The sequence below is a fragment of the Micromonospora sp. CA-248260 genome, from assembly GCF_050942205.1.
GTDB classification, from domain to species: domain Bacteria; phylum Actinomycetota; class Actinomycetes; order Mycobacteriales; family Micromonosporaceae; genus Micromonospora; species Micromonospora antibiotica.
The window spans coordinates 2,971,741-2,993,396 of record NZ_CP192021.1 but is presented as its reverse complement, the minus strand read 5'-3'; the positions used below and the strand labels follow the sequence as shown (position 1 = coordinate 2,993,396).

General features: G+C 73.7%; 18 protein-coding genes. 11 read left to right on the top strand and 7 right to left on the bottom strand.

The window, feature by feature from the left end; genetic code table 11:
- Window positions 1-49 precede the first annotated feature (49 nt).
- The 4 genes from ACQP2H_RS13210 to ACQP2H_RS13195 all read right to left on the bottom strand — a co-directional run bounded on the left by ACQP2H_RS13210 (window position 50) and on the right by ACQP2H_RS13195 (window position 5,326).
- Window positions 50-1,333, bottom strand: a complete 1,284-nt coding sequence (locus ACQP2H_RS13210) for a citrate synthase (protein WP_219461036.1) — start codon at window positions 1,331-1,333, stop codon at window positions 50-52.
- Between the two features lie 224 nt (window positions 1,334-1,557).
- The gene (locus ACQP2H_RS13205; protein ID WP_433232995.1) at window positions 1,558-3,606 is read right to left on the bottom strand and encodes a sulfatase-like hydrolase/transferase; all 2,049 of its coding nucleotides are present in this window, start codon (window positions 3,604-3,606) and stop codon (window positions 1,558-1,560) included.
- The gene (locus ACQP2H_RS13200; RefSeq protein WP_433232993.1) at window positions 3,599-5,020 is read right to left on the bottom strand and encodes a class I SAM-dependent methyltransferase; all 1,422 of its coding nucleotides are present in this window, start codon (window positions 5,018-5,020) and stop codon (window positions 3,599-3,601) included. The genes ACQP2H_RS13205 and ACQP2H_RS13200 overlap by 8 nt, the downstream gene beginning before the upstream one ends.
- Before the next feature lie 15 nt (window positions 5,021-5,035).
- Window positions 5,036-5,326 carry a hypothetical protein gene (locus ACQP2H_RS13195; RefSeq protein ID WP_433233793.1) on the bottom strand — a complete coding sequence of 97 codons (291 nt, stop codon included), beginning with the start codon at window positions 5,324-5,326 and terminating at the stop codon, window positions 5,036-5,038.
- A 184-nt stretch (window positions 5,327-5,510) separates the two neighbouring features.
- Here ACQP2H_RS13195 and ACQP2H_RS13190 point away from each other — a divergent pair, with 184 nt between their 5' ends.
- Window positions 5,511-5,909, top strand: a complete 399-nt coding sequence (locus ACQP2H_RS13190; RefSeq protein WP_363819485.1) for a VOC family protein — start codon at window positions 5,511-5,513, stop codon at window positions 5,907-5,909.
- A gap of 1,212 nt (window positions 5,910-7,121) precedes the next feature.
- Here the strand turns inward: ACQP2H_RS13190 and ACQP2H_RS13185 are convergent.
- The gene (locus ACQP2H_RS13185) at window positions 7,122-7,811 is read right to left on the bottom strand and encodes a helix-turn-helix domain-containing protein (RefSeq protein ID WP_433232990.1); all 690 of its coding nucleotides are present in this window, start codon (window positions 7,809-7,811) and stop codon (window positions 7,122-7,124) included.
- Window positions 7,812-8,069: 258 nt separating this feature from the next.
- Here ACQP2H_RS13185 and ACQP2H_RS13180 point away from each other — a divergent pair, with 258 nt between their 5' ends.
- The 10 genes from ACQP2H_RS13180 (at window position 8,070) to ACQP2H_RS13135 (ending at window position 17,768) form a co-directional block, all read left to right on the top strand.
- Window positions 8,070-9,080: an asparaginase gene (locus ACQP2H_RS13180; protein ID WP_219461002.1), complete on the top strand. Its 1,011-nt coding sequence runs from the start codon at window positions 8,070-8,072 to the stop codon at window positions 9,078-9,080.
- Window positions 9,077-10,108, top strand: a complete 1,032-nt coding sequence (locus ACQP2H_RS13175) for a quinone oxidoreductase family protein (RefSeq protein WP_357533841.1) — start codon at window positions 9,077-9,079, stop codon at window positions 10,106-10,108. The genes ACQP2H_RS13180 and ACQP2H_RS13175 overlap by 4 nt, the downstream gene beginning before the upstream one ends.
- 286 nt (window positions 10,109-10,394) lie before the next feature.
- Complete coding sequence (locus tag ACQP2H_RS13170; RefSeq protein ID WP_433232988.1) at window positions 10,395-11,540, top strand: MmgE/PrpD family protein; 1,146 nt, start codon at window positions 10,395-10,397, stop codon at window positions 11,538-11,540.
- A complete protein-coding gene (locus tag ACQP2H_RS13165; RefSeq protein WP_357533844.1) occupies window positions 11,534-12,472 on the top strand; it encodes a polysaccharide deacetylase family protein in 939 nt (312 codons plus the stop codon). Before ACQP2H_RS13170 ends, ACQP2H_RS13165 begins: the two co-directional genes overlap by 7 nt.
- A 2-nt stretch (window positions 12,473-12,474) precedes the next feature.
- Window positions 12,475-13,266: an ABC transporter ATP-binding protein gene (locus ACQP2H_RS13160; RefSeq protein ID WP_232377477.1), complete on the top strand. Its 792-nt coding sequence runs from the start codon at window positions 12,475-12,477 to the stop codon at window positions 13,264-13,266.
- Entirely contained in the window at window positions 13,263-14,123 is an 861-nt protein-coding gene (locus ACQP2H_RS13155) for an ABC transporter permease (RefSeq protein ID WP_357533847.1), read from the top strand. The genes ACQP2H_RS13160 and ACQP2H_RS13155 overlap by 4 nt, the downstream gene beginning before the upstream one ends.
- Window positions 14,120-15,217: an ABC transporter substrate-binding protein gene (locus tag ACQP2H_RS13150; protein ID WP_208566337.1), complete on the top strand. Its 1,098-nt coding sequence runs from the start codon at window positions 14,120-14,122 to the stop codon at window positions 15,215-15,217. The genes ACQP2H_RS13155 and ACQP2H_RS13150 overlap by 4 nt, the downstream gene beginning before the upstream one ends.
- On the top strand, window positions 15,217-15,999 hold the full coding sequence (locus ACQP2H_RS13145; protein ID WP_357533849.1) for an HpcH/HpaI aldolase family protein: 783 nt from the start codon (window positions 15,217-15,219) through the stop codon (window positions 15,997-15,999). Before ACQP2H_RS13150 ends, ACQP2H_RS13145 begins: the two co-directional genes overlap by 1 nt.
- Window positions 15,996-16,658: an SDR family NAD(P)-dependent oxidoreductase gene (locus ACQP2H_RS13140; RefSeq protein ID WP_433232983.1), complete on the top strand. Its 663-nt coding sequence runs from the start codon at window positions 15,996-15,998 to the stop codon at window positions 16,656-16,658. The genes ACQP2H_RS13145 and ACQP2H_RS13140 overlap by 4 nt, the downstream gene beginning before the upstream one ends.
- A gap of 39 nt (window positions 16,659-16,697) precedes the next feature.
- Window positions 16,698-17,768: a LacI family DNA-binding transcriptional regulator gene (locus ACQP2H_RS13135; RefSeq protein ID WP_433232981.1), complete on the top strand. Its 1,071-nt coding sequence runs from the start codon at window positions 16,698-16,700 to the stop codon at window positions 17,766-17,768.
- A 178-nt stretch (window positions 17,769-17,946) separates the two neighbouring features.
- Here ACQP2H_RS13135 and ACQP2H_RS13130 read toward each other — a convergent pair whose 3' ends face one another.
- Both ACQP2H_RS13130 and ACQP2H_RS13125 read right to left on the bottom strand, forming a co-directional pair.
- Window positions 17,947-19,173 (bottom strand): glycosyltransferase, encoded by a 1,227-nt coding sequence (locus ACQP2H_RS13130; RefSeq protein ID WP_357533853.1) that lies wholly within the window; start codon window positions 19,171-19,173, stop codon window positions 17,947-17,949.
- Complete coding sequence (locus tag ACQP2H_RS13125; RefSeq protein WP_433232979.1) at window positions 19,170-21,542, bottom strand: glycosyltransferase family 39 protein; 2,373 nt, start codon at window positions 21,540-21,542, stop codon at window positions 19,170-19,172. Before ACQP2H_RS13125 ends, ACQP2H_RS13130 begins: the two co-directional genes overlap by 4 nt.
- Window positions 21,543-21,656 lie beyond the last annotated feature (114 nt).

The window sequence follows — 21,656 nt, the reverse complement described above, 5'->3', positions numbered from 1 at the left end:
GAAGGCCGCCGACCCCCAGCGGGGTCGGCGGCCTTCGTCGTGACCGGGGTCAGCGCTGCGAGATCGCGGTGAACTCCCGCTCGGGCGCACCCGTGTAGACCTGCCGGGGCCGGCCGATCTTGGTCTCCGGGTCGCTGATCATCTCGCGCCACTGGGCGATCCAGCCGGGCAGCCGGCCCAGCGCGAACAGCACCGTGAACATCTTGGTCGGGAAGCCCATCGCCTTGTAGATCAACCCGGTGTAGAAGTCCACGTTCGGGTAGAGCCGGCGGGACACGAAGAAGTCGTCGGCGAGCGCGATCTCCTCCAGCTGCATCGCGATGTCCAGCAGCGGGTCCGGCTTGGCCATCCGGCCGAGCACGTCCTGGGCGGCCTTCTTGACGATGGCGGCCCGGGGGTCGTAGTTCTTGTAGACCCGGTGCCCGAAGCCCATCAGCTTGACGCCGTCCTGCTTGTCCTTGACCTTGCGGACGAAGGACGCGACGTCACCGCCGTCGGCCTCGATCTTCTCCAGCATCTCCAGCACGGCCTGGTTCGCCCCGCCGTGCAGCGGACCGAACAGGGCGTTCACCCCGGCCGAGACCGAGGCGAAGAGGTTGGCGTTGCTGGAGCCGACCAGCCGGACGGTGGAGGTCGAGCAGTTCTGCTCGTGGTCGGCGTGCAGGACGAACAGCATGTCCAACACCCGCGCCACCACCGGGTCGACCTCGTACGGCTCGGCGGGCACGCCGAAGTTCATCCGCAGGAAGTTCTCCACGTAACCCAGGGAGTTGTCCGGGTACAGCAGCGGCTGACCGATGGACTTCTTGTAGGCGTACGAGGCGATGGTGGGGACCTTCGCCATCAGCCGGACCGTGGACATCTCCACGTGCTCGGAGTCGAACGGGTCCAGGCTGTCCTGGTAGAAGGTGGAGATGGCGCTGACCGCCGAGGACAGCACGGCCATCGGGTGGGCGTCCCGGGGGAAGCCGTCGAAGAACCGGCGCATCTCCTCGTGCAGCAGGGAGTGCCGCCGGATCCGCTCGCTGAATTCGCCCAGCTGCTGCTGGGTCGGCAGCTCACCGTAGATGAGCAGGTAGGAGACCTCCAGGAAGGAGGACTTCTCGGCCAGCTGATCGATCGGGTAGCCGCGGTACCGCAGGATGCCCGCGTCACCGTCGATGTAGGTGATCGCGGAAGAACAGGATGCGGTGTTCACGAAACCGGGGTCGTATGTTGTCATCCCGGTTTCCTTGAGCAACTTACTGACCCCGATGCCCGCAGGGCCCTCGACCGCGCCCTGCACCGGCATCGAAAGCTGCCCACCGGGGTGGTCGAGCTTGACTTCCGTCATGTGGTTCCTCGCTTCGCCGGCGAATCTTCGTTGAATTGCCTTCGCTTTTACCGTAATCGCGGTCGCGGGGATACCGCCCCCCGTGGTTCTGCGGTGAGGTATGCGTCACCCGATTCCCGACCCAGCGGCGCGGAAACCCCGCCGGGCCCGGGGGTACGGCCGGAGCCGGACACCGGTGACGGGACGCAGAAAAGCGGCGAAATGCCAGGAAATTGCACTACAGCTTAGGAGAGGGTCAATCGACGCAGATCGCCGCCGCTGCCCACCCGGTAGATGTCCAACCGGTTCGCCCCGGCCCGGAACAGCCGGTCGTCGGGGAGGAACGCGGCGAACCGGCGACCCCCCCGGTCCGGGGGCACCACCGGGACGACCGCGCCGATGCGGCCGTTGACGGCCACCGCGAGCAGCGTGCCGTCGGGCACCTGCCTGGGCACGGTCCCCCACACCAGGGCCGGCAGCTCCCCCGCCCCCGCATCGACGTGGTCGAACGCGCCCAGGTGCGCCACCGAGGCGGTACCACCCGACGGCTTCTCCCCCACCGTCGTGCCGACCAGCGGATGCGGGACGGGCGGCGCGGGACGGGCCGGCACCCCGCCGGGAAGGGCCACCCGCTCACCGGGCTGGTCGTAGAAGAACTTCTCGGCACGCTCCCGGGGCGGCTGCTGCGCAGACCGGCCGTCGAGCCGCCACGGGACCCGGACGTGCACCTCGTCGGCGATGGTGGGCAGCAGGTCCACGTGCTCCCAGTTGCGGTCGTCGACCCGACCGGCATGCTGACCGGGCTCCTTGACGAACAGCGGCACCCAGGCCACCTCGCCGGGCGCGTGCGTGATGGCCCCCATCCCCCGCCCCTGCCAGTCCGGGGCGAAACTCACCCCGTGGTCGGCGGTGAGCACGACCAGCGACCTGTCGTACAGGCTGGAGGCGCGCAGGGTGCGCAGCGTCTCGCCGACCAGCCGGTCGGTGTACCGCAACTGGGCCAGGTGCCGGGCCCGGGCCAGTTCCGCCCAACCCGCGCCGTCGTTGGGCAGGTCGTCCGGTGCGTCGTAACGCGCTCCGGACGGCAGGTACACCCACGGGGCGTGCGGCATCAGCAGGTGCAGGAAGTGCAGGGTCGGCCGGTCGGACGGGCGCAGCCCGGCCAGGAAAGCGGTGAACCGGGCCGGCTGGTTGTCGTTCAGGCTGTCCCAACGGAACTTCGGGTCGGCCGGGACCGGTTCGGCGGCGTCCAGGCCCACCTCGGCGGCGGTCTGCTCCCGGTACGACTCCTGCGGGTCGACCCGGCTGTCCACCGGGGCGGCGATGCGGCCCAGCAGCGCCCCGCTCTCCCGGACCAGCACGCCGAGCCCCTGTTCGGGGGCGACCGGCTGGTCACAGCGGCTGGGCGGGCAGAGCCGGGTGATGCTCTCCTGGGCCCGGATGTCGTACAGGCCGCCGAGGGCGGTGAACAGGTTGTCCGGGTACTGCGAGTAGTGCGGGGCGGCCGGGGTCGACGGGTAGCGGCCGGTCAACATCGCCGGCAACGCGTACGGCGTCCACCCGCTGACGCCGGTGGCGTTGCGGTACCAGGTGGAGCCGCCGGCCAGCTCGGCGAAGTTCGGGTAGCGGGCCGCGTCGATCCGTCCGTCCGGACCGAGCAGCGACACCAGCGGCAACTCGTCCAGGACGATCATGACGACCGGCGGGTGCGAGCCCGGGCCGGCGACCCCGGCGGCACCCTCGTGCGCGCGGGGCAGCACCACCGCCGAGGCGGGCGATGCGAACAGGAACAACCCGACGAAGACGACCGGTCCGACGGCGGCCACCCGCAACACCCGGCCGGGCAGCGACCAGCGCCGGTGTGCCACCGCCCCGGCTGCCCCGGCCAGCACCGCCACCACCACCAGCGGTACGCCCCGCAGCGCCGTCACCTGCCGGCCCACCTGCACGGCCAGCCCGGCCAGCAGCAGCCCGACGAGCACCGTGTGGGCACCGGCCCGGACCCGGGCCCCGGCCAGCCGGGTCGCCGCCCCGAGCAGTACCACGGCGAGGCCGGGCACCACCGCGACCAACGCCACCAGCGCGAGCACGTCCCCGCTGCCGGCCCGGTGGAACAGGAAGAAGTCGGGGCTGCGCCCGAGCACGTCGAGCAACGGCTGGGTGACCACCAGGCCGACCAGGGCGACCAGCTCCGCCGCCCGGCGCAGCTCGACCCGGCGGGTGGACGGCGCGCTCCGCTCATCCGGCGCGGGCGGCGCGACGGGCTCGGTCCGGGTGAGGGTCGGCTCAGTCACCCACCACCACCTGGTAGAGCGTCCGGGTGCCGGAGGGCAGTTCGCACCGACGCTCGATCCGGCAGTGGGCGGTCAGCAGCCGGGTGAACTCGTCGCGCCGGTAGTCGGGGAAGATCCCGGCCGGCTTGTTCGCCAGCAGCCGCCGCGCCATCGGGTCCTGCGGATCGACGAACTCCACCACCAGCCGACCACCGGGTCGGACGTACCCGACCAGCTGGTCGACCACCTCGGGAAGCGGCACGTTGTGGCCGATCGCCAGGTGGTGCACGACGGCGAGGGCGAGCACCACGTCGGCGTGGGCCCGGGCGGCGAACCCGGCCCGTTCCACGCCCCGCCAGCCGCCGCCGGGTGACGGGTCGGCCAGGTCCATCACCAGCGGCAGGATCCGCCGGTCACCCTCGGCACGCAGCGCCCGGTAGAGGGCGTCGACCACGGCCGGGTCCTGCTCGACGGCGACCACCTGGGCGGCGTGCCGGGCGGCGATCCGGGCGTACCGGCCGTCGTTGGCGCCCAGGTCGAGCGCCAGCCGGGGGGTGCCGCCCGCCGCCACCGCCGCCTCGACGAAGCTCTCCTTGGCCGCCCGGTCCGCCGTGGTGTAGCCGCAGGTGCGCGGGTAGTCGACCCAGTGGCTGCCGGCCACCCGACGGTCCAGCCGACTGACCAGCCGCGTCAACCGTCGTACGGTGGCCAGGGCCAGCTGGCGGGAGTAGCCCGCGTCGCGCAGCTGGGCGGCGACGGCGTTGCTGCTGGCGTCGGCGTTGCGGGCCTGCATCGCGCCGTGCAGGTGCACGTGCGTGGGCACCCCGGGCAGCAGCCGGCGCACGCCCCGGAACAACGGTCGGAGCTGGTCGGGGGTGATGCCGTCGACCCGGGCCCGCAGCCAGGGCTGGAAGTCCACCCCGAGATGGGCCTGAAGCAGCAGCGGATAGAGCAGGGTCTGGCAGAACTGCCGGTAGCCGGCCCACGGCTCGCCCTCGGTCAGCGGCGCGAACGAGCCGATGTCGATGAAGACCGGGGTGGCCCCCCGCCACTGGAGGTTGTAGGCCGAGCCGTCCTTGACGGTGAACCCCGCCTCCAGCGCCCGACGCAGGATCTCCAGGTGCAGCAGGGCGGCGTCGCGCAACATGCCGAACGACCACTCGTACGGATGCGAGACGAACGGGATGCGCTCGTGCCGCAGCACCGTGGTCCACCCGGTGTCCGGCAGCGTCGCCGGGTCCACCGCCGAGGTGGCGCAGACCTTGCCCTCGGCGAGCAGCGCGGCGAAGAACCCGCTGGCCGCAAGGACCTGCCAGTCGGCGGTGCCCTGCGGGCCGAGCCCGCGCAGCACCTGTTCGCCCAGGTGGAAGACCCGGTTGGCGGGGTCGCGGAAGGAGCCGGGTTCGGCCCGGATCCCGAGGTCGGCGGTGGTCATCCGTGCGCCGGCCCGTCAGTTGCCGGCGGGCTGTCGCGGTTGCCGGTCGGTCCGGGTGGCCTCGGCCGGTACGGAGGGGTGCCGCCCGGTCGCGACCGGTTGCCGCCCGGTCGCGGTGGCCTCGGCCTGCCCGGCGGGTTGGCCGGGTGGGCGGGCCTCGACGGGTTCGGTGGGCTGGCGACGGAAGCGGGCCGCCACCCGCCGCCAGTAGAGCTTGGCGGCGACCGCTGCGCCCGCTGTTCCGCCGACCACCGCCTGCACGATCAGACTGCCGGATCCCGCGTCCAGGTAGGCCAGGTGCATCATCGGCCGCTCCCTTCCCTCGCCGTCATGGACCGCCGACAGGCACGCCGTTACGAGGCATTTGAACCTGAAAGGCGGGTTTCTCCCCTGACACCGTACGTCGTCCGGTCCCCGCGCGAGGGGCACATGGTTTCCTCGGTCCGTTCCGTTCAAGACCCCGGGTCGGGCACCGACCTAGCCTGAACCCATGACGCCCCGCTTCGACCTCATCGGCACCGCGGTCAACGACATGGCCCGCACCCTGGACTTCTACCGCCGGCTCGGGCTCGACATCCCCGCCGACGCCGACCACGAGGACCACGTCGAGGTCACCCTGCCGGGTGGGCTGCGGCTGGCCTGGGACACCGTGACGCTGCTGCGCGGCTTCCACCCCGACTGGACGCCACCCAGCGGCAGCCCGCGCGCCAGCCTCGCCTTCCGCTGCGCCGACCCGGCCGAGGTGGACCGGTACTGGACCGCGCTGACCGACGCGGGCTTCCACGGTGAGGTCGCCCCCTGGGACGCCTTCTGGGGCCAGCGGTACGCCGTCCTGCACGACCCGGACGGCAACGGTGTCGACCTCTTCGCCCCGCTCGACCCGAGCTGACCACGGCGGCCACGGATTTGCCGGCATTCCCACCTGCTGCCGGCGGGACGGCGTGGTAACCGAAACCGAGAAGACCCGGCTCGCGCCACCACTGCCCGCGCCACCGCACCGCCACCGCCACCGCCCCACGGGGCCACAGCCACGGGCGGCCACCGCCTGCCCCGCCACAGCCCGCGCACCACCACAGCCTGCGCGGCCACTCCCCCGCACCACCACAGCCCGCACCACCACAGCCCGCACCACCACAGCCCGCGCGGCCACAGCCCGCACCACCACAGCCCGCACCACCACAGCCCGCGCGGCCACAGCCCGCGCGGCCATTCCCCCGCACCACCACAGCCCGCGCGGCCACTCGCCGCACCACCACAGCCCGCGCCCGCGCGCCACACTGCCCGGGATGCCACCCGGACGCGGGATCCTGCCGGGAGCGGGACCAGGCGTGGTGCTGTTCGGGTCCTTTCGAGCTGATGATGTCAACGATTCACTCGACCGGCCCGCTCACCGACTTCGCCGCTGCCGGGCCGGTTCGGGCAGGCGGAGCGGGGAGAACGAGGACAGAACCGGCCCGCCACCCTCTCATCCCCGAGCCGACATCGTCGGTCGGTGGCGTCATCGGCCCTCCCCTCCGACGCCGACCGGCGGGCGTGGAAGGTCCTGGAGAAACTGGCGAGGGCTCCGGACGACCAGGGCGGAAGCAGGGTGGTGACCGACGAGGACTCCGGACGACCGGGGCGGAGGCAGGGTGGTGAGTCGTTTGGGTCATCAGCTCGAAAGGGCCCGGACAGCACATGGTCAGCCGGGCTGTCCGACGACCCGGGCGACGGCCCGGGTAATGGCCCGGGCGACGGCCCGGCGCTCAGTGCGCCGGCCGGAGCACCGGAATCGTCTCGATCAGCCCGACGATGCCCGCCGTGGCCCGGCGTCCGCTGGCGGCCCTTCCGCAACGGACTTCCGGGCCATCGCCCGGCCACGCTTGCCCAGCACCCGGCCCACGGCGACCACGACGTGACTGACGACCGACTGCCCCGTCCGTCGTCGCGCCGATGTCGACGGAGCCGCCCACGGCTGCCAAGGCACCCGATGACGGGCAGCCCCGAGTAACGGCAACGGGCACTACCGGGCAACGGACAGCGACAGGCAACACCCTGGCAACGGGCACTACCGGGCAACGGACAGCGCGGGTCAAGGGGCACCACTGCCGACGGGGCGGGGTCACCGGGCGAGCAGGGTGGTCGGCGGGACTCCGGCCAGGTCCCGGGCGTCGCGGGTGAAGTGGGCCTGGTCGGCGTAGCCGGCACGGGCAGCCACCTCGGCCAGGCCGACCCCGCGACCTGCCAGGGCGAGGGCGCGGCGCAGCCGCAGGATGCGGGCGAGGGTCTTCGGGCCGTACCCGAAGAGGGCCTGGCTGCGTCGGTGCAGGGCGCGCGGGCCGAGGCCGACCTCGGCGGCGGTCGCGGTGACCGTGGCGCCGGCGGCGAGCAGGGCGGCCACCCGGGGGCCCAGCGGGTCCGCGCCGCCCACCCGGGCGAGCCGGTCGGCCGCCACCGTGGCCAGATCGGCGGCGGTGGGCGACGCGCCGAGTTGGTCGGCGAGCCGGAGGGCGGTCCGCCCCCAGAGGGCGTCGAGGGGCACCCGACGGTCGCGCAACTCGTCGGCGGGGACGCCGAAGACGGCCGGGCCCAGCCCGGGCGGTAGCCGGACACCACGCCACCGCTCCCCCTGCCGGGACAGGCTCAGGTAGGCCGTGCGGTCCGGCCCGGCGACCAGCAGGCCCGCCCGGCTCGACCAGAGCAGATCCAGGCAGCCATCGGGCAGCACCCGCGTCGGCGCGGCGTCCGGTCGACTCTCGCTCGCCCAGAGCACCGCGCCGACGATCATCTCGGCAGGCCGTTCCCGGTACACGGACCCAGCCTGCCACGCCACCGGCCGGGGACCGCGCCACGCCACCGGCCACCGGCCGGGGACCGCGCCACGCCACCGGCCACCGGCCGGGGACCGCGCCACGCCACCGGCCACCGGCCCGAACCGGACGACGACGGACACCGAAACAGGCCGGACATCGGGCCGTCACCTGGCAGATCGCCATCGCATAACTTCCTCGCTTCCGCGTTCCCGCAGCTCTTGTGCAGGGCGAACGTTTGTGCAACTGTCATCACCCAGTTGAGCAATCGTTTGCGCAAGGGGGTGTGGCTGGTGCGGATCGCGGTTCTGGCAACCGGTGGGACGATCGCGTCGCGGTGGGACCCCGACGAGGGCCTGGCCGTGACCGACTCCGTCACGGACCTGCTGAAGAACGTCACCGTCCCGGCCGGCGTGGAAATCCACGGCTTCGACCTGTCCTGCCGGCCGAGCTTCGCGCTCTCCCTGGACGACATGCTCGGCACCGTCCGGGCCGTCCGGGCCAAGCTCGCCGACGGGTTCTCCGGCGTCGTCGTCACCCACGGCACCGACACGCTGGAGGAAGCCGCCTACCTGACCGGGCAGCTCACCGGCCCCGACGCCCGCGTCGTGCTGACCGGCGCGCAACGCAGCGCCGACGAGCCCGACTCCGACGCCGGACGCAACCTCGCCGACGCGATCCGGATCGTCGCCGCCCCGCAGCCGGTCGGCGCGGCGACGGTCATGGGCGGGGTCGCCTACGCCGCGGTGGAGAGCCGCAAGGTGCACACCTCGGCGGTGTCGGCGTTCTCCGGCGGAACGGCCGGGGTGCTGGCCCTGGTCGACCCGGACGGCGTGCTCCGCGTCTCCACCGCCGCCCGGGGCAGCCACTACGCCGACCGACCGGTCCCCACCGCACTTCCCCGGGTGGACCTGGTCAAGCTCGTCGCCGGTGTGGACGGCACCCACCTGAACGCGTCGCTGCGCGCCGGTGCCGCCGGCATCGTGGTCGAGGCGTTCGGCGCGGGCAACGCCCCACCCGCGGTCGCCGAGGCCGTCGCGGAGGCCGGCCGACGCGGCGTACCCGTGGTCATCACCAGCCGGACCGGGGCGGGCCGGGTCCGCCCGGTCTACGCCGGCGGCGGGGCGACCCTCGCCCGCGCCGGCGCGCTCTTCGCCGGTGACCTCACCGGCACCCAGGCCCGGGTGGCGTTGGCCCTCGCCCTGGCCGTCGAAGAACCCGGCGCCGTGCCGGCAGCCCTGCGCACCATGGTGGAAGGACGTCACGCGTGAAGACCGAAGCAGTGACCATGAACGGGTACGGCGGCCCCGAGACGCTCACCCTCACCGAGGTCGACCTGCCCGAACCCGGCCCCGACGAGGTCCTGCTGCGGGTGCTCGCGGTCGCCGTCAACCACCTCGACGCCGACCTGCGCAGCGGGGTGTCCCGGATGCCGCTGCGGCTGCCACACGTGCTCGGCCGGGAGGTCGTCGGCGTGGTGGAACGGCTCGGCTCCCGGGTCACCGACCGGGCCCCGGGCGACCGCGTGCTGGTGCTGCCCAACACGCCCTGCGGGACCTGTCCCCGTTGCCTGGGCGGCCGGGCCAACCTCTGCCCGAACGCCGACATGCCCGGCATCACCAGGTGGGGCGGCTACGCCCGGCACGCGGTGGCCCCGGCGCGCGGCCTGCTCGACATCGGCGACCTCGACCCGGTGGTCGCCGCCTCCACCCCGATCTCCTTCGGCACCGCCTGGCGCACCCTGTACTCCATCGGCCGACTCGCGCCCGGCGAGTGGGTCCTCGCCCCGGGTGCCGCCGGTGGGCTCGGGCACGCGGTGGTGCAGCTCGCCAAGCTCGGCGGCGCGCGGGTGGTCGGCCTGATCGGCGACCCGGCGAAGGCCGACTTCGTCTCCTCCCTCGGCGCCGACGCGGTGCTGAGCACCCGCGATCCCGACTGGGCCACCGAGGCCCGGAAGATCACCGGGGGTGCGGGCTTCGACGTGATCGTCGAACACATCGGCGGCGACGTCTTCGAGGCCGCGCTGGGCACCCTCGCCCCCACCGGCCGACTGATCGTCGGCGGCGGCCACGCCGGGGAGCACCCGCACCTCGACCTCATCGAGACCTTCCGCAACGAGTACGAGCTGCGCGGGTCGCGCAGCCAGCGCCCCGACGAGATCGCCCGGGTGCTGGGCCTGGTCGCGGCGGGACAACTCACCCCCCGGGTCGACGCGGTCCTCCCGCTGGCCGACGCCGGCCGGGCCCACCAGGCGCTCGCCGACCGGCGGGTGCTCGGCAAGCAGGTGATCACACCGTGACCGACCACCGGCGGGGGGATGCCCGCGGCGACGTGCTGGCCACGCTCGTCGCCGGTGCCGTCGAGGCCGCCGACACGCTGCTGGCCACCGGCGCTGGACAGGTGCTGGTCCGGCAGGTGGCAGCCCGGCTGACCGCCAACGCCGTCGCGGCCCGGGGGCACCTGCCCGCCGGGCTCGACACCCCCGGCGACCCGCACGGCCGGTGCACCCTGCTGGCCGCCCCGGGCGGGACGGACGAGCCGGCGCGGGCGGCGGCGGTGACGGCGACGGCGATCACCGTCAGCCAGTGCGACGAGGGCCTGCGCGAATCCCGGGGCACCCCGGGCTGCACGCGTACGCCGCCGCGCTGGCCGCCACCGAAGCCGACGGCCGCAGCCTGCGGGTGTTCCTGCGGGCGCTGGCGGTCGGCTGGGAGGTGGGCGCCCGGCTCGGTCTGCTCCTCGGCGCACCCCGCCCCGGGGTGCACCCGCACGGCGGGTGGGGCACCGGCGCGGCGGCGGCCGCCGCCGGGATCGTCACCGGTCAGGACACCGCCGGGGTCACCGACACGGTGAACCTGGCGCTGACCGTGGCGCTGGCCGGGCCCGAAGCCGACACCCGGCGAGGACACGCCGCCCACTACCTGCTGCCCGCCCTCGGCACCGCCAACGGGCTGACCGTCGCCCGGCTCGCCGACGCCGGGTTCCCGGCCACCGGTCCGGCGCTGCCGCACCTCGCCCGGACCGTCCACCACGGCGGAACCGACCGGCCCGTGGACGGCGCGCTGGGATCCCGACCGCTGCTGCCGGACGCCTACTTCAAACCGGTGGGGGTCTGCGCGCACACCCTGACCGGGTGGACGGTGGCCCGCGCGATGGCCCGGGACCTGACGGCCGACGAGGTGGCGACGGTGACCGTGGACACCTACGCGGGCGCGGCCCTGCTCGCCGAGCGTCGTCCGGTCGGCCGGCTGGCACGCCAGTTCAGCATCCCGTGGGTGGTCGCCTGCGGGCTGGTCGGCACCGACCCGGGTGCCCCGGACGGGCCGGCGGACGACCGGCGGGCCCGCGCGGCCCGGCTCGCCGAGCGGGTGACCGTACGCCACGACCCCGGGCTGGACCAGGGATATCCGGCGGGCCGGCCGGCGGTGGTGGAGGTGACCACCCGCAGCGGGGCCCGGCTGACCGGGCGGGCCCGGTTCCACCACGGCGACCGGGAGGACCCGATGACGGCCGACGAGCTGGCCGCCGTGGACGCCGCGCTGCTGCGTACGCCGGGGGTGCCGGCGGGGGCGGCCGAGCTGCTGCACGGGCTGACCCGGGCCCCCGGGGCGACCCGACTGCGAGACCTCACCGCGCTGGTGCGCGGTGGGGCACCGAATCCGAACGGCGGCCCGCCGTCGGTTCCCGCTGGGCCCGGCCCATCCGGCAGAAAGGACATGACGTCATGGTGATCAGAGTCGAACCCGGCACCGAGCGGGACTTCATCGGCTACGGCGCGGACCTGCCCCGCGTCGAGTGGCCCGGTGGTGCCCGGGTGGCGGTGAGCCTGTGCCTCAACTACGAGGAGGGCGCCGAGCACAGCCTCCTCGACGGCGACAGCGTCAACGAGTGGGTCGGCGAGATCTCGTACACGCCGACCAGCGCCGAGCACCGTGACCTGTCCCAGGAGTCGGTCTACGAGTACGGCAGCCGGGCCGGGGCGTGGCGGTTGCTGCGGCTGTTCGACCGCACGCAGACCCCGGTGACCGTCTACGGCTGCGCCGAGGCGCTGGCCCGTAACCGGCCGCTGACCAAGGCGTTCGTCGACGCCGGGCACGAGATCTGCTCGCACGGCCTGCGCTGGCGGGAGCCGTCGGGGATGACCGAGGACGAGGAACGCGCGGAGATCCGGCAGGCGGTGGCGACGATCACCGAGCTGTGCGGGGAACGCCCGGTCGGCTGGTACTCCCGCTACGCCCCGTCGGACCGGACCCGGCGGCTGCTGGTCGAGGAGGGTGGCTTCCGCTACGACTCCAACGCCTACAACGACGACCTGCCGTACTGGGTGCAGGTGGCCGACCAGCGGCACCTGGTGGTGCCGTACACCCACACCTACAACGACGGCCGGTTCGCCTTCAGCCCCGGCTACGGCAACCCGACGGACTTCTTCGAGAACTGCCGGCGGGGCATCGAGTACCTGTGGGAGGAGGGCGAGACCTCCCCCAAGATGATCTCGATCGGGCTGCACGCCCGGCTGATCGGCCAGGCCGGGCGGGCCTCCGCGCTGCGTGACCTGATCGCCTGGGCGCAGGACCTGCCCGGCGTCTGGTTCGCCAGGCGGCGCGACATCGCCGACTGGTGGCACCACAACTACTCCGACCTGCCGGCCCACGGAGGGCAGTGACCATGCGCATCGAGATCGACAACGTGGCCAAGGGGTATCCCCGGGCCGACGGGAGCCGACTGTCGGTGGTCGGCAGCCTCAGCACCACGATCGAGGCGCAGGAGTTCGTCTGCGTGATCGGGCCCAGCGGGTGCGGCAAGTCGACGCTGCTCGGCCTGCTCGGCGGGCTGCGCCGGCCGGACGACGGGGAGATCCGCTTCGTCGGCGAGCGCACCGCCGCCGGCCCGCTCACCTCAATCGTCTGGCAGGACTACGCGCTGATCCCCTGGCGCTCCATCGCCGACAACGTCGGCTTCGGGCTGGAGCTGCGCGGGGTGCCCGCCGCCCGGCGGCGCGAGGTGGCCCGGGAGCACCTGACGATGATGGGCATCGAGGCGTTCGCCGACAACAAGCCGCACGAGTTGTCCGGCGGGATGCGCCAGCGGGCCGGGATCGCCCGGGCCCTGGCGAGCGACCCCGAGGTCCTGCTGATGGACGAGCCGTTCGCGGCGGTGGACGCCCAGACCCGGACCCTGTTGCAGGACGAGCTGCTCCAGGTCTGGTCGAAGCACCGCAAGACGGTCCTGTTCATCACCCACAGCATCGAGGAGGCGCTGCTGCTGGCGGACCGGATCATCGTGCTCGGGCCCCGGCCGACCCGGGTGGTCGAGGAGATCCGGGTGCCGTTCCCCCGGCCGCGTACCCGCGACGTCGAGTTGGACCCGCGGTTCACCGAGTTGAAGCGCCACCTGTGGGCGCAGTTGCGGGACGCCACCCTGGCGGCCGAGTGGGCGGAAGCGAAGGGGGACCGATGAGCGAGCAGAGCGTGCCGACCCGGGAGCGGACGCCCGACGAACCCGTGGTCCGCTACGCGGTGGACCCCCGCGCGGAACGCCCGCCGGGTCGCGGCTTCAAGCTGCTCAGCAGCGGGCTGGGCAGCATGGTCCCGGTGGTCGTGGTGCTGGCGCTGTGGCAGGGCGGCAGCATGGCCGGGCTGATCGACAAGACCTTCTTCCCGGCCCCGTCGGAGTGCGTGCAGGCCCTGGTCGAGCTCTTCTCCTCCGGGGAGCTGCTGCCCAACGTCGGGATCACCGCCCAGCGCATCCTGCTCGGCTTCCTGCTCGGGGTGATCCCGGCGACGCTGCTGGGCATCGCGATGGGACGGTCGAGGTGGGTTCGGGTGCTGATCGACCCGCTGATCGCCATCACGTACCCGATCCCGGTGGTGGCGATCCTGCCGCTGCTGCTGGTCATCTTCGGCACCGGCGGGCGGCCGATCGTGGTGCTCGCCGGGATCATCTCGTTCTTCCCGGCCGTGGTGAACGCGATGTCCGGGGTGCTCCAGGTCGACGAGCGGCTGATCCTGATGGCCCGCAACCTGGGCGCCGGCCGGCAGCAGATCCTCTGGAAGATCGTCCTGCCGGGCGCCCTGCCGTCCATCTTCGCCGGCATCCGGCTGGCCGCGGGGCTGGCCCTGCTGGGCACCATCGCCGGTGAGTTCCTCGCCGCCAGTGACGGCGTCGGGTCGATGACCTGGCGGTACTGGCAGATCTATCAGATCGACAACATGTACGCCACGCTCGCGGTGATCGCGGCGATGGGCTTTTTCCTCACCACGGTGACGCTGCGCGTGCAGCGGCGCTTCTTCAGCTGGACGGAGGGCCAATCATGACAATCAAGCGGATCACGACGATCAAGCAAAAAGGTGTCATCGCCGCGCTATTGGGGGCGAGCCTGCTGCTCGGCACCGCGGCCTGCGGTGACGACGCGGAGTCGAAGGGCGCCGACGGCACCGACAAGGTGACGGTCAACTCGCTGGAGATCCTCTCGCTGGCGCCGATGATGGTGGCCGACGCGAAGGGCTTCTTCGGCAAGCACCAGGTCGAGGTGGAGTTCAGCAACGCCGACATCTACTCCCGGCTGGCGGTGCAGGGTCAGGGCAAGCTCGACGTGAACATCCCGGGCACCGGTGGCGCGCTGTTCAACGCGGTCAACCAGGGCCTGCGGGTGCGGGCGGTGGCCGACCGGCAGCAGTACCGGTGCGCGTCGGACAACCTCCTGCTGGCCCGTACCCAGGCCTTCGACGGCGGCCTGAAGAGCGTGGCCGACCTCAAGGGCAAGAAGGTCGCCATCCTGGCCAAGGGTTCGACCACCGAGTACTGGCTGGACCGGGCGCTGGGTGAGGTCGGGTTGAAGCAGTCCGACCTGGGGCAGATCGTCACCCTGAGCTACCCGGACACGGCCAACGCGCTCAAGAGCGGTGCGGTGGACGCCGGCTTCGTGGTGCAGCCGCTGGCGTACCAGCTCATCACCGACGGGCAGGCCAAGCGGGTGCTGGCGATGAACGAGGTGGCGCCCAACCAGGAGCAGGGCCTGATCACCATGTCGCAGGACTTCATCAGCAAGCGGCCCGAGGTCGCGGCCCGGTGGATGGCCGGCTGGCTGGAGGGCGTGCGCTACTACCAGGACCCGGCCAACAAGGACGACGTCATCAAGATCGTGGCCGAGCGGACCAAGGTGCCGGCGGAGACGATCACCAAGCTGTACGGCACCGACCAGTGGCCGTACATGGACCCGAACGGTCGGGTGGACACCGCCACGGTGACCGCCGAGGACGGCAAGTGGCTGCTCGACAACAAGATCATCGAAAAGTTGCCGGAGGTCGGTGAGTGGCACGACGGTTCCGTCGTCGACGCCGCCCTGAAGATCGTCGGCGAGGTGCCGGCCAACCGCGACTGCGGCGGCGTGCAGAAGCTGGAGTCCTGATGTATCCCCGTCCGAGCCGGCTGGCCGAGGTGCTGCGCGACGGTGGCGTCGCCCTCGGCAGCCTGACCCTGCTCCAGGAACCGGCGATCGGCGAGATCCTCGGCACCCTCGGCTACGACTTCCTGGTCGTGGACACCGAGCACGCCGCGGCCGACGAGCAGAGCGTGCTGGCGATGGTCCGGGCGGCCGGCTCGGCGGGGACCACCCCGCTGGTCCGGCTGCGCCGGATCGAGGAGAAGGACCTGCTCTGGTCCCTGGACAGCGGTGCCGGTGGGGTGGTGCTGCCGCTGGTGGAGACCGGCGCGCAGGCCGTCGAGGCGGCCCGGCTGACCCACTACCCGCCGGTCGGTGACCGGACGCTGTGCTCGGCGGCGCGGGCCGCCGGGCACGGCACCGCCCGGGGCGACTTCGACCGCTACCTGACCTGGGCCGGACAGAACACCACGGTCGTCGCCCTGGTCGAGACCCCTGCCGGGCTGGCCAACCTGGACGACATCCTCGCCGCCGACCTCGACGTGCTCATGCTCGGGCGGGCCGACCTGTCGGTCAAGCTGGGCCTGGGCTACCAGCCCACCCACCCGGAGGTGGAGAAGCACGCGGTCGACTTCGTCGAGCGGGTCGTCGCCGCCGGCCGGGTCGCCGGCATGCTGGCCTACTCCGCCGAGGAGGCCCGCCGCTGGATCGACCGGGGCGTCCGCTTCGTCGTCTACTCCCAGCCGGAGATGCTGCTCTCCGACGCCTACCGGCGGGCCCGCGACGAGATCCTCGGCGGCACGTCGTGAGCCTGCTGGTGACCGGCGGGGCCAGCGGCATCGGCGCGGCCGTGGTCGCCGCCGCCCGCGCCCGGGGCGAGACGGTCCACGTGCTGGACGTCTCCACCGGCGTGGACGCCGCCGACCCGGTCGCGGTGGGCGAGTTCGTCGACGCGATCGGCACCCCGCGCCGGGTGGCCCACCTGGCCGGGGTGGTCAGCTCCGGTGGCATCGAACAGACCAGCCTCGCCGAGTGGGAACGCACCCTGCTCAACAACCTCACCGCCGCGTTCGTCGTCAGCCAGGCCGTGGTGCCCCGGATGGCGGCGGCCGGCGGCGGGTCGCTGGTGCTGATGAGCAGCCTCAACGCCCGTGACGGCGGCACCCGGCTGTCGGGCACGGCGTACGCGGCGGCGAAGGCGGGGGTGCTGGGCCTGATGCGGCACCTGGCCGTCGACTTCGGACCGCAAGGGGTACGGGTCAACGCCGTCGCGCCCGGCCCGGTGGCCACCCCGATGCACGACCGGCTCACCGCCGAGCAGAAGGCGGGGCTGCGGGCCCGGATGCCGCTGGGCCGGGTCTCCTCGGCACAGGAGATCGCCGACATCGTGCTGTTCCTGCTCTCCGATTCCTGCGCCACGGTCACCGGCATGACCTTCGATGTGAACGGGGGCAGTCATCTCAGCTAGGTTGCCGGGTACGGGTACCGGTCCGGCACGGGAGGCACAGTGAACAAACGGGTGACCCTGCGCGATGTCGCCAGCCTCACCGGGGTGCACGTCTCCACGGTCTCCCGGGTGCTGCGCGGCGACGACGTGCGGGTCGCCCCGGCGACCGCGACCCGGATCGTGGAGGCCGCCAAGCAGCTCGGGTTCCACCGGGACCGCTGGGCGGCCAGCCTGCGCAGCGGCAAGACCGGGGTGATCGGCGTGCTGGTTCCCCGGATCACCGACATCGTGCTGGCCACCGTCTTCGAGGGCATCGACGCCGCCGCTGCCGCCGCCGGCTACCAGGCGGTGGTCAGCAGCAGCTGGGACGACGACGAGGCGCGGGCGCTGCGCATCCAGCGGTTGATCGGGGAACGGGTGGACGGGCTGATCATCGGTGACGCCCGCCGCAACGACCCGATGCTGGCCCGGCTGGCCGCCGACGGGGTGCCGTTCGTGCTGGTCAGCCGGGCCTCCCGGGGTTTCCCGTCGGTGACCGGCCGGGACCGCCTCGGTGGGCGGCTCGCCGCCGAGCACCTGATCGACGTGGGCTGCCGGCGACTGGCGGTGATCGCCGGCCCCGGCCACGCCAGCACCTCCGCCGACCGGGTCGCGGGCTTCCTCGCCGCGGCGAAGGCCCGGGGCGTCCCGGTCGACCCCCGGTGGGTCGCACCGTCCACCTTCGACGTCGCCGGTGGGGCCTCGGCGATGGCCGGGCTGCTGGCCACCGGTCGTCCCGACGGGGTCTTCGCGGTCAACGACTTCGCCGCGATCGGCGCGATGGGCACCCTGCGCGACCACGGCCTGCGGGTCGGTCGGGAGGTGGCGGTGGTCGGGTACAACGACATCGACGTGGACGCCCAGCTCCTGGTGCCGCTCACCTCGATCCGTACCCCGCTGCGGGACATGGGCTCGCAGGCGCTGCACGCCCTGCTCACCCTGCTCGACTCGGGCAGCACCACGTCGGTGCGGCTGGCCCCGGAGCTGGTCGTCCGGGCGACCACCGCCGACTTCCTCCCCGACGCGACGAGGGCGGTGGCGGGTACCGTCGCGCTGCCGGCGGTGTCCCGGGTGGGCACACCATTGAACTGACGGCCGCCCGGCGGACCCGGTCGGCCGGCACCCGCCGTGCCGCCCGGACCGGATCCGCCCGCGCCACCCGGACCAGGTCCGCCCGGACCGGATCCGCCCGTGCCCCGCGCCACCCGGTCCGGTGCCGGGGGCCGGTCGTGCGGGGTACGGCGGTCACGACGCGTCGCCGCCCGGCCGGTCAGCGCCGGCGGTGGTGCATCGCCAGGCGTAGCAGCAGGAACCGCAGCGCCGTGGCGGCCAGGTTCGCCGCCACCAGCACCACCAGTTCGACCGACCGGGCCGGGGTGCCGACGGCGTGCAGCGCGGCGAGCGCACCACTGGTCAACGCCAGCCCGAGGGCGAAGGCGAGCAGGCCCTGGAGGTGGTGCCGACCGACCGACCGGCGACCGGTGATGCCGAAGGTGAGCCGCCGGTTCGCCGCGGTGTTGCCCACCGCGGTCACCAGCAGCGCCACCAGGTTCGCCGGTTGCGCGCCGAGCACCCCGCGGGTCGCCACGAACAGCACCAGGTACGCCACGGTGCTGACCACCCCGACCAGCGCGAAGCGGGCCAACTGGCCGGGCAGCCCGACCGGCACCCGCGCCGGCTGCCCGGCCAGCGGTGCCCGGCCCCACTGGGCGCGCAGGGTGGCCAGCGGCAACGCCCCGGTGAGCAGGGCCCGCCCCAGGCGGCCGATGCCGCGCAGGTCGGCCAGGGCGGTGGCCACGATGTCCACCCGGCTGTCCGGGTCGTCGACCCAGTCCACCGGCACCTCGTGGATGCGCAGCCCGGCCCGCTGGGCGAGCACCAGCAACTCGGTGTCGAAGAACCATCCGGTGTCCTGCACCAACGGCAGCAACTCCCGGGCCACGTCGGCGCGGATCGCCTTGAAACCGCACTGCGCGTCGGAGAACCGGGCCGCGAGGGCACCCCGTAGCAGCAGGTTGTAGGCCCGGGAGATCACCTCCCGTTTGGCGCCCCGCACCACCCGGGAGGTCCGCGCCAGTCTGGTGCCGATGGCCAGGTCCGAGTGACCGGAGATGAGCGGGGCGACCAGCGGCAGCAACGCGGCCAGGTCGGTCGACAGGTCCACGTCCATGTAGGCCAGCACCGGGGCGTCCGAGGCCGACCAGGCGGCCCGCAGCGCGCGGCCCCGACCCTTGGCGCTCAGGTGCCGCACCTCGACGTGCGGCAGTTCGGCGGCGAGCGCCTCGGCCACCCCGAGGGTGCCGTCGACACTGGCGTTGTCCGCCACGGTGATCCGGAACGGGTACGGGAAGTGCGCGCTGAGGTGCTCGTGCAGCCGACGTACGCAGGGGCCGAGGTCGGTCTCCTCGTTGTAGACCGGCACCACCACGTCGAGCACGGCGGTGGGGGTGTCGGTCCGGGTCTCGATGGCGCGTCGGGGGCTGCCGATCGTGGTCATCCCTGTGCCTCCTGTCCGGCACTGGTCAGGTCGTAGACGGTGACCCCGTCCACGGTCTGCGCGGTGAAGGTCTCGGCGACCCAGGCGGCGATCTCCTGGGAGGCGGAGCTGCCCCCGTTGGCCCGGAAGCCGCCCCCGCCGACGAAGTAGTGGATCTTCCCGGCGGCCACGTACTCCTGGAACCGGGCCAGGGTGGGCGACGGGTCGCTGCCGTTGAAGCCGCCGACCGCCATCACCGGACGACCGGTGGCCAGCTGGTATCCGGAGGCGTTGTTGGAGCCGACGGCCGCCGCGACCCAGGTGTAGTCGTCGGCGTCGGCCGTCAGCAGCGCCTTCAGCGCGGCACTCGGCTCGCGGGAGTCGAGCAGCCCGCCCATCCCACCGCCGGTGCGCCCCTGGCCACCCCCGGTACGCCCACCGTCCTGCCCCGTGCCGCCGTTGCGGCCGGTGCCGCCGTTCTGCCCCGGGCCGCCGTTCTGGCCGGTGCCGCCGGGGAAGCCGGGGAACTGGCCCGGGCCGCCGTCGGCGATACCACCGGGAAAGCCGGGAGGCTGACCGTTCTGGCCGGTGCCGCCGGGCCGGTTGCCGCCCGGGAAGCCGCCACCGGGAAACTCCATGCCGTTGCCCATCCGGCCGCCGGGTCCGCCACGCCCCGGGCCGAAGCCGCCCTGCACGGCCGGGCCGGCGCTCGGGATGGACCCGGTGTGCGGGGTACCGGTGGTCTGCGCCGCGTACGCCGCCGGGCCGGCCAGCGCGGCCGACGCGCCGAGGGCCAGCGCCACCGGCACCAGCCGCCGGGGCAGCAGTCGGGCCGCCAGGATCAGCACCGCCACGGCGAGGCCGACCACCAGCACGGCCGGGCGCAGCCAGGGGTGGAAGTCGGGGCTGCGCCCGAGCAGGGTCCAGGACCACCAGGCGGTCACCGCGAGGGTGCCGGCCAGGACGACGGTGGCGAACACCCCCCGCCACCGGGCGGACCGCCGACCACCGGCCCCCGGCGCGGCACCGGCGACAGGCTGCGCCGGGCCGGGGTCGGCCCCCGGCGTCGGTCCCGGGTGGACAGCCGACGCGGTGACCGGCGCGGCGGGCGTCGCCGTACCGGTGACCGGGGTGGCGGGTCGGGCGGCGGCCCGGCGTTCCCGCCAGAGCAGGACGGTGCCGATGCCGACCAGCGCGCCGACCGCCGGGGCCAGGGCCACCGTGTAGTACGCGTGGAAGATGCCGGACATGAAGCTGAAGATCAACCCGGTGACCAGCAGCCAACCGCCCCACAGCAGCAGCCCGGCACGCCGGCGGTCGGTGCGGGCCGCCCGCCCGGCCAGCACCAGGCCGGCGACGAGCAGGATCAACGCGGCCGGCAGCAGCCAGGAGATCTGGCCGCCGACCTCGGTGTCGAACATCCGCAACCAGCCGGTCTGCCCGGAGAACGGCCCACCGCCGCCCGGCCGGGCGCCGCCGCCGACGCTGCCCTCCTCGTCGCCGGTGATCCGGCCGAGGCCGTTGTAGCCCAGGGTCAGCTCCAGGATGCTGTTGCCCTGCGACCCGCCGATGTAGGGCCGGGCGCTGGCCGGGACCAGCTCCACCGTCGCCACCCACCACCCGGCGGCCACGACCAGCCCCAGGCCGGCCAGCAGCAGTTGCCGGATCCGCCGCCAGAAACCGGTCGGCGCGGCCAGCAGGTAGACCCCGGCGAAGACCGGGACCACCAGGAACGCCTGGAGCATCTTGGTGAGGAAGCCGAAGCCGACCAGCACCCCGACCAGCACGATCCACCGGGTGCTGGCCGTCTCCACCGCCCGCACCGTGGCGTACGCGCCGAGCACGAGCAGCAGCACCAGCAGCGCGTCCGGGTTGTTGAACCGGAACATCAGGGTGGCGACCGGGGTGAGCGCCAGGACCGTCCCGGCGATCAGGCCGGCGGCCGGGCCGTACCAGCGGCGGACGGTGGCGAACAGGACGCCGACCGAGGCGACGCCGAGCAACGCCTGCGGCACCAGGATCGCCCAGCTGTTCAGCCCGAAGATCCGTACCGACAGGGCCATCAGCCACAGCGAGGCTGGCGTCTTGTCGACGGTGATCGAGTTGGCCGCGTCGGAGGAGCCGTAGAAGAACGCCTTCCAGCTCTCCGCACCGGCCTGCACGGCCGCCGAGTAGAACGAGTTCGCCCAGCCGGACTCCCCCAGGCCCCACAGGTAGAGCAGGGCGGTGCCGAGCAGCAGCACGGCCAGCGCGGGTCTGACCCAGCGCGGGTCCCGTCGTGGGGGCGCGTCGCCCGCGTCCGGGTGAACGGTCGCCGACCGGGCCGGCGGTGCGGTCGCGGCGTCCGGCGGGCTGGCCGGCGTCGTCAGCAGGCTCTCGGTTCTGTCCATGCGGTCAGCCTGGCCGGGCTGGTTGGGTCGATCCCGTGCCCTGGCTATGCGTGCGCTGTGGAATCCGGGGACGCGGGCCCGTCGCCGTCCGACCGCGCGGGCGCGACGGAAACC

Excerpts from the sequence above, each read along its gene's own strand:
- ACQP2H_RS13210 (WP_219461036.1), bottom strand. The coding sequence starts at position 1,333 with ATGACGGAAGTCAAGCTCGACCACCCCGGTGGGCAGCTTTCGATGCCG.
- ACQP2H_RS13200 (WP_433232993.1), bottom strand. The coding sequence starts at position 5,020 with ATGACCACCGCCGACCTCGGGATCCGGGCCGAACCCGGCTCCTTCCGC.
- ACQP2H_RS13195 (WP_433233793.1), bottom strand. The coding sequence starts at position 5,326 with ATGATGCACCTGGCCTACCTGGACGCGGGATCCGGCAGTCTGATCGTG.
- ACQP2H_RS13190 (WP_363819485.1), top strand. The coding sequence starts at position 5,511 with ATGACGCCCCGCTTCGACCTCATCGGCACCGCGGTCAACGACATGGCC.
- ACQP2H_RS13165 (WP_357533844.1), top strand. The coding sequence starts at position 11,534 with ATGGTGATCAGAGTCGAACCCGGCACCGAGCGGGACTTCATCGGCTAC.
- ACQP2H_RS13160 (WP_232377477.1), top strand. The coding sequence starts at position 12,475 with ATGCGCATCGAGATCGACAACGTGGCCAAGGGGTATCCCCGGGCCGAC.
- ACQP2H_RS13155 (WP_357533847.1), top strand. The coding sequence starts at position 13,263 with ATGAGCGAGCAGAGCGTGCCGACCCGGGAGCGGACGCCCGACGAACCC.
- ACQP2H_RS13150 (WP_208566337.1), top strand. The coding sequence starts at position 14,120 with ATGACAATCAAGCGGATCACGACGATCAAGCAAAAAGGTGTCATCGCC.
- ACQP2H_RS13145 (WP_357533849.1), top strand. The coding sequence starts at position 15,217 with ATGTATCCCCGTCCGAGCCGGCTGGCCGAGGTGCTGCGCGACGGTGGC.
- ACQP2H_RS13130 (WP_357533853.1), bottom strand. The coding sequence starts at position 19,173 with ATGACCACGATCGGCAGCCCCCGACGCGCCATCGAGACCCGGACCGAC.
- ACQP2H_RS13125 (WP_433232979.1), bottom strand. The coding sequence starts at position 21,542 with ATGGACAGAACCGAGAGCCTGCTGACGACGCCGGCCAGCCCGCCGGAC.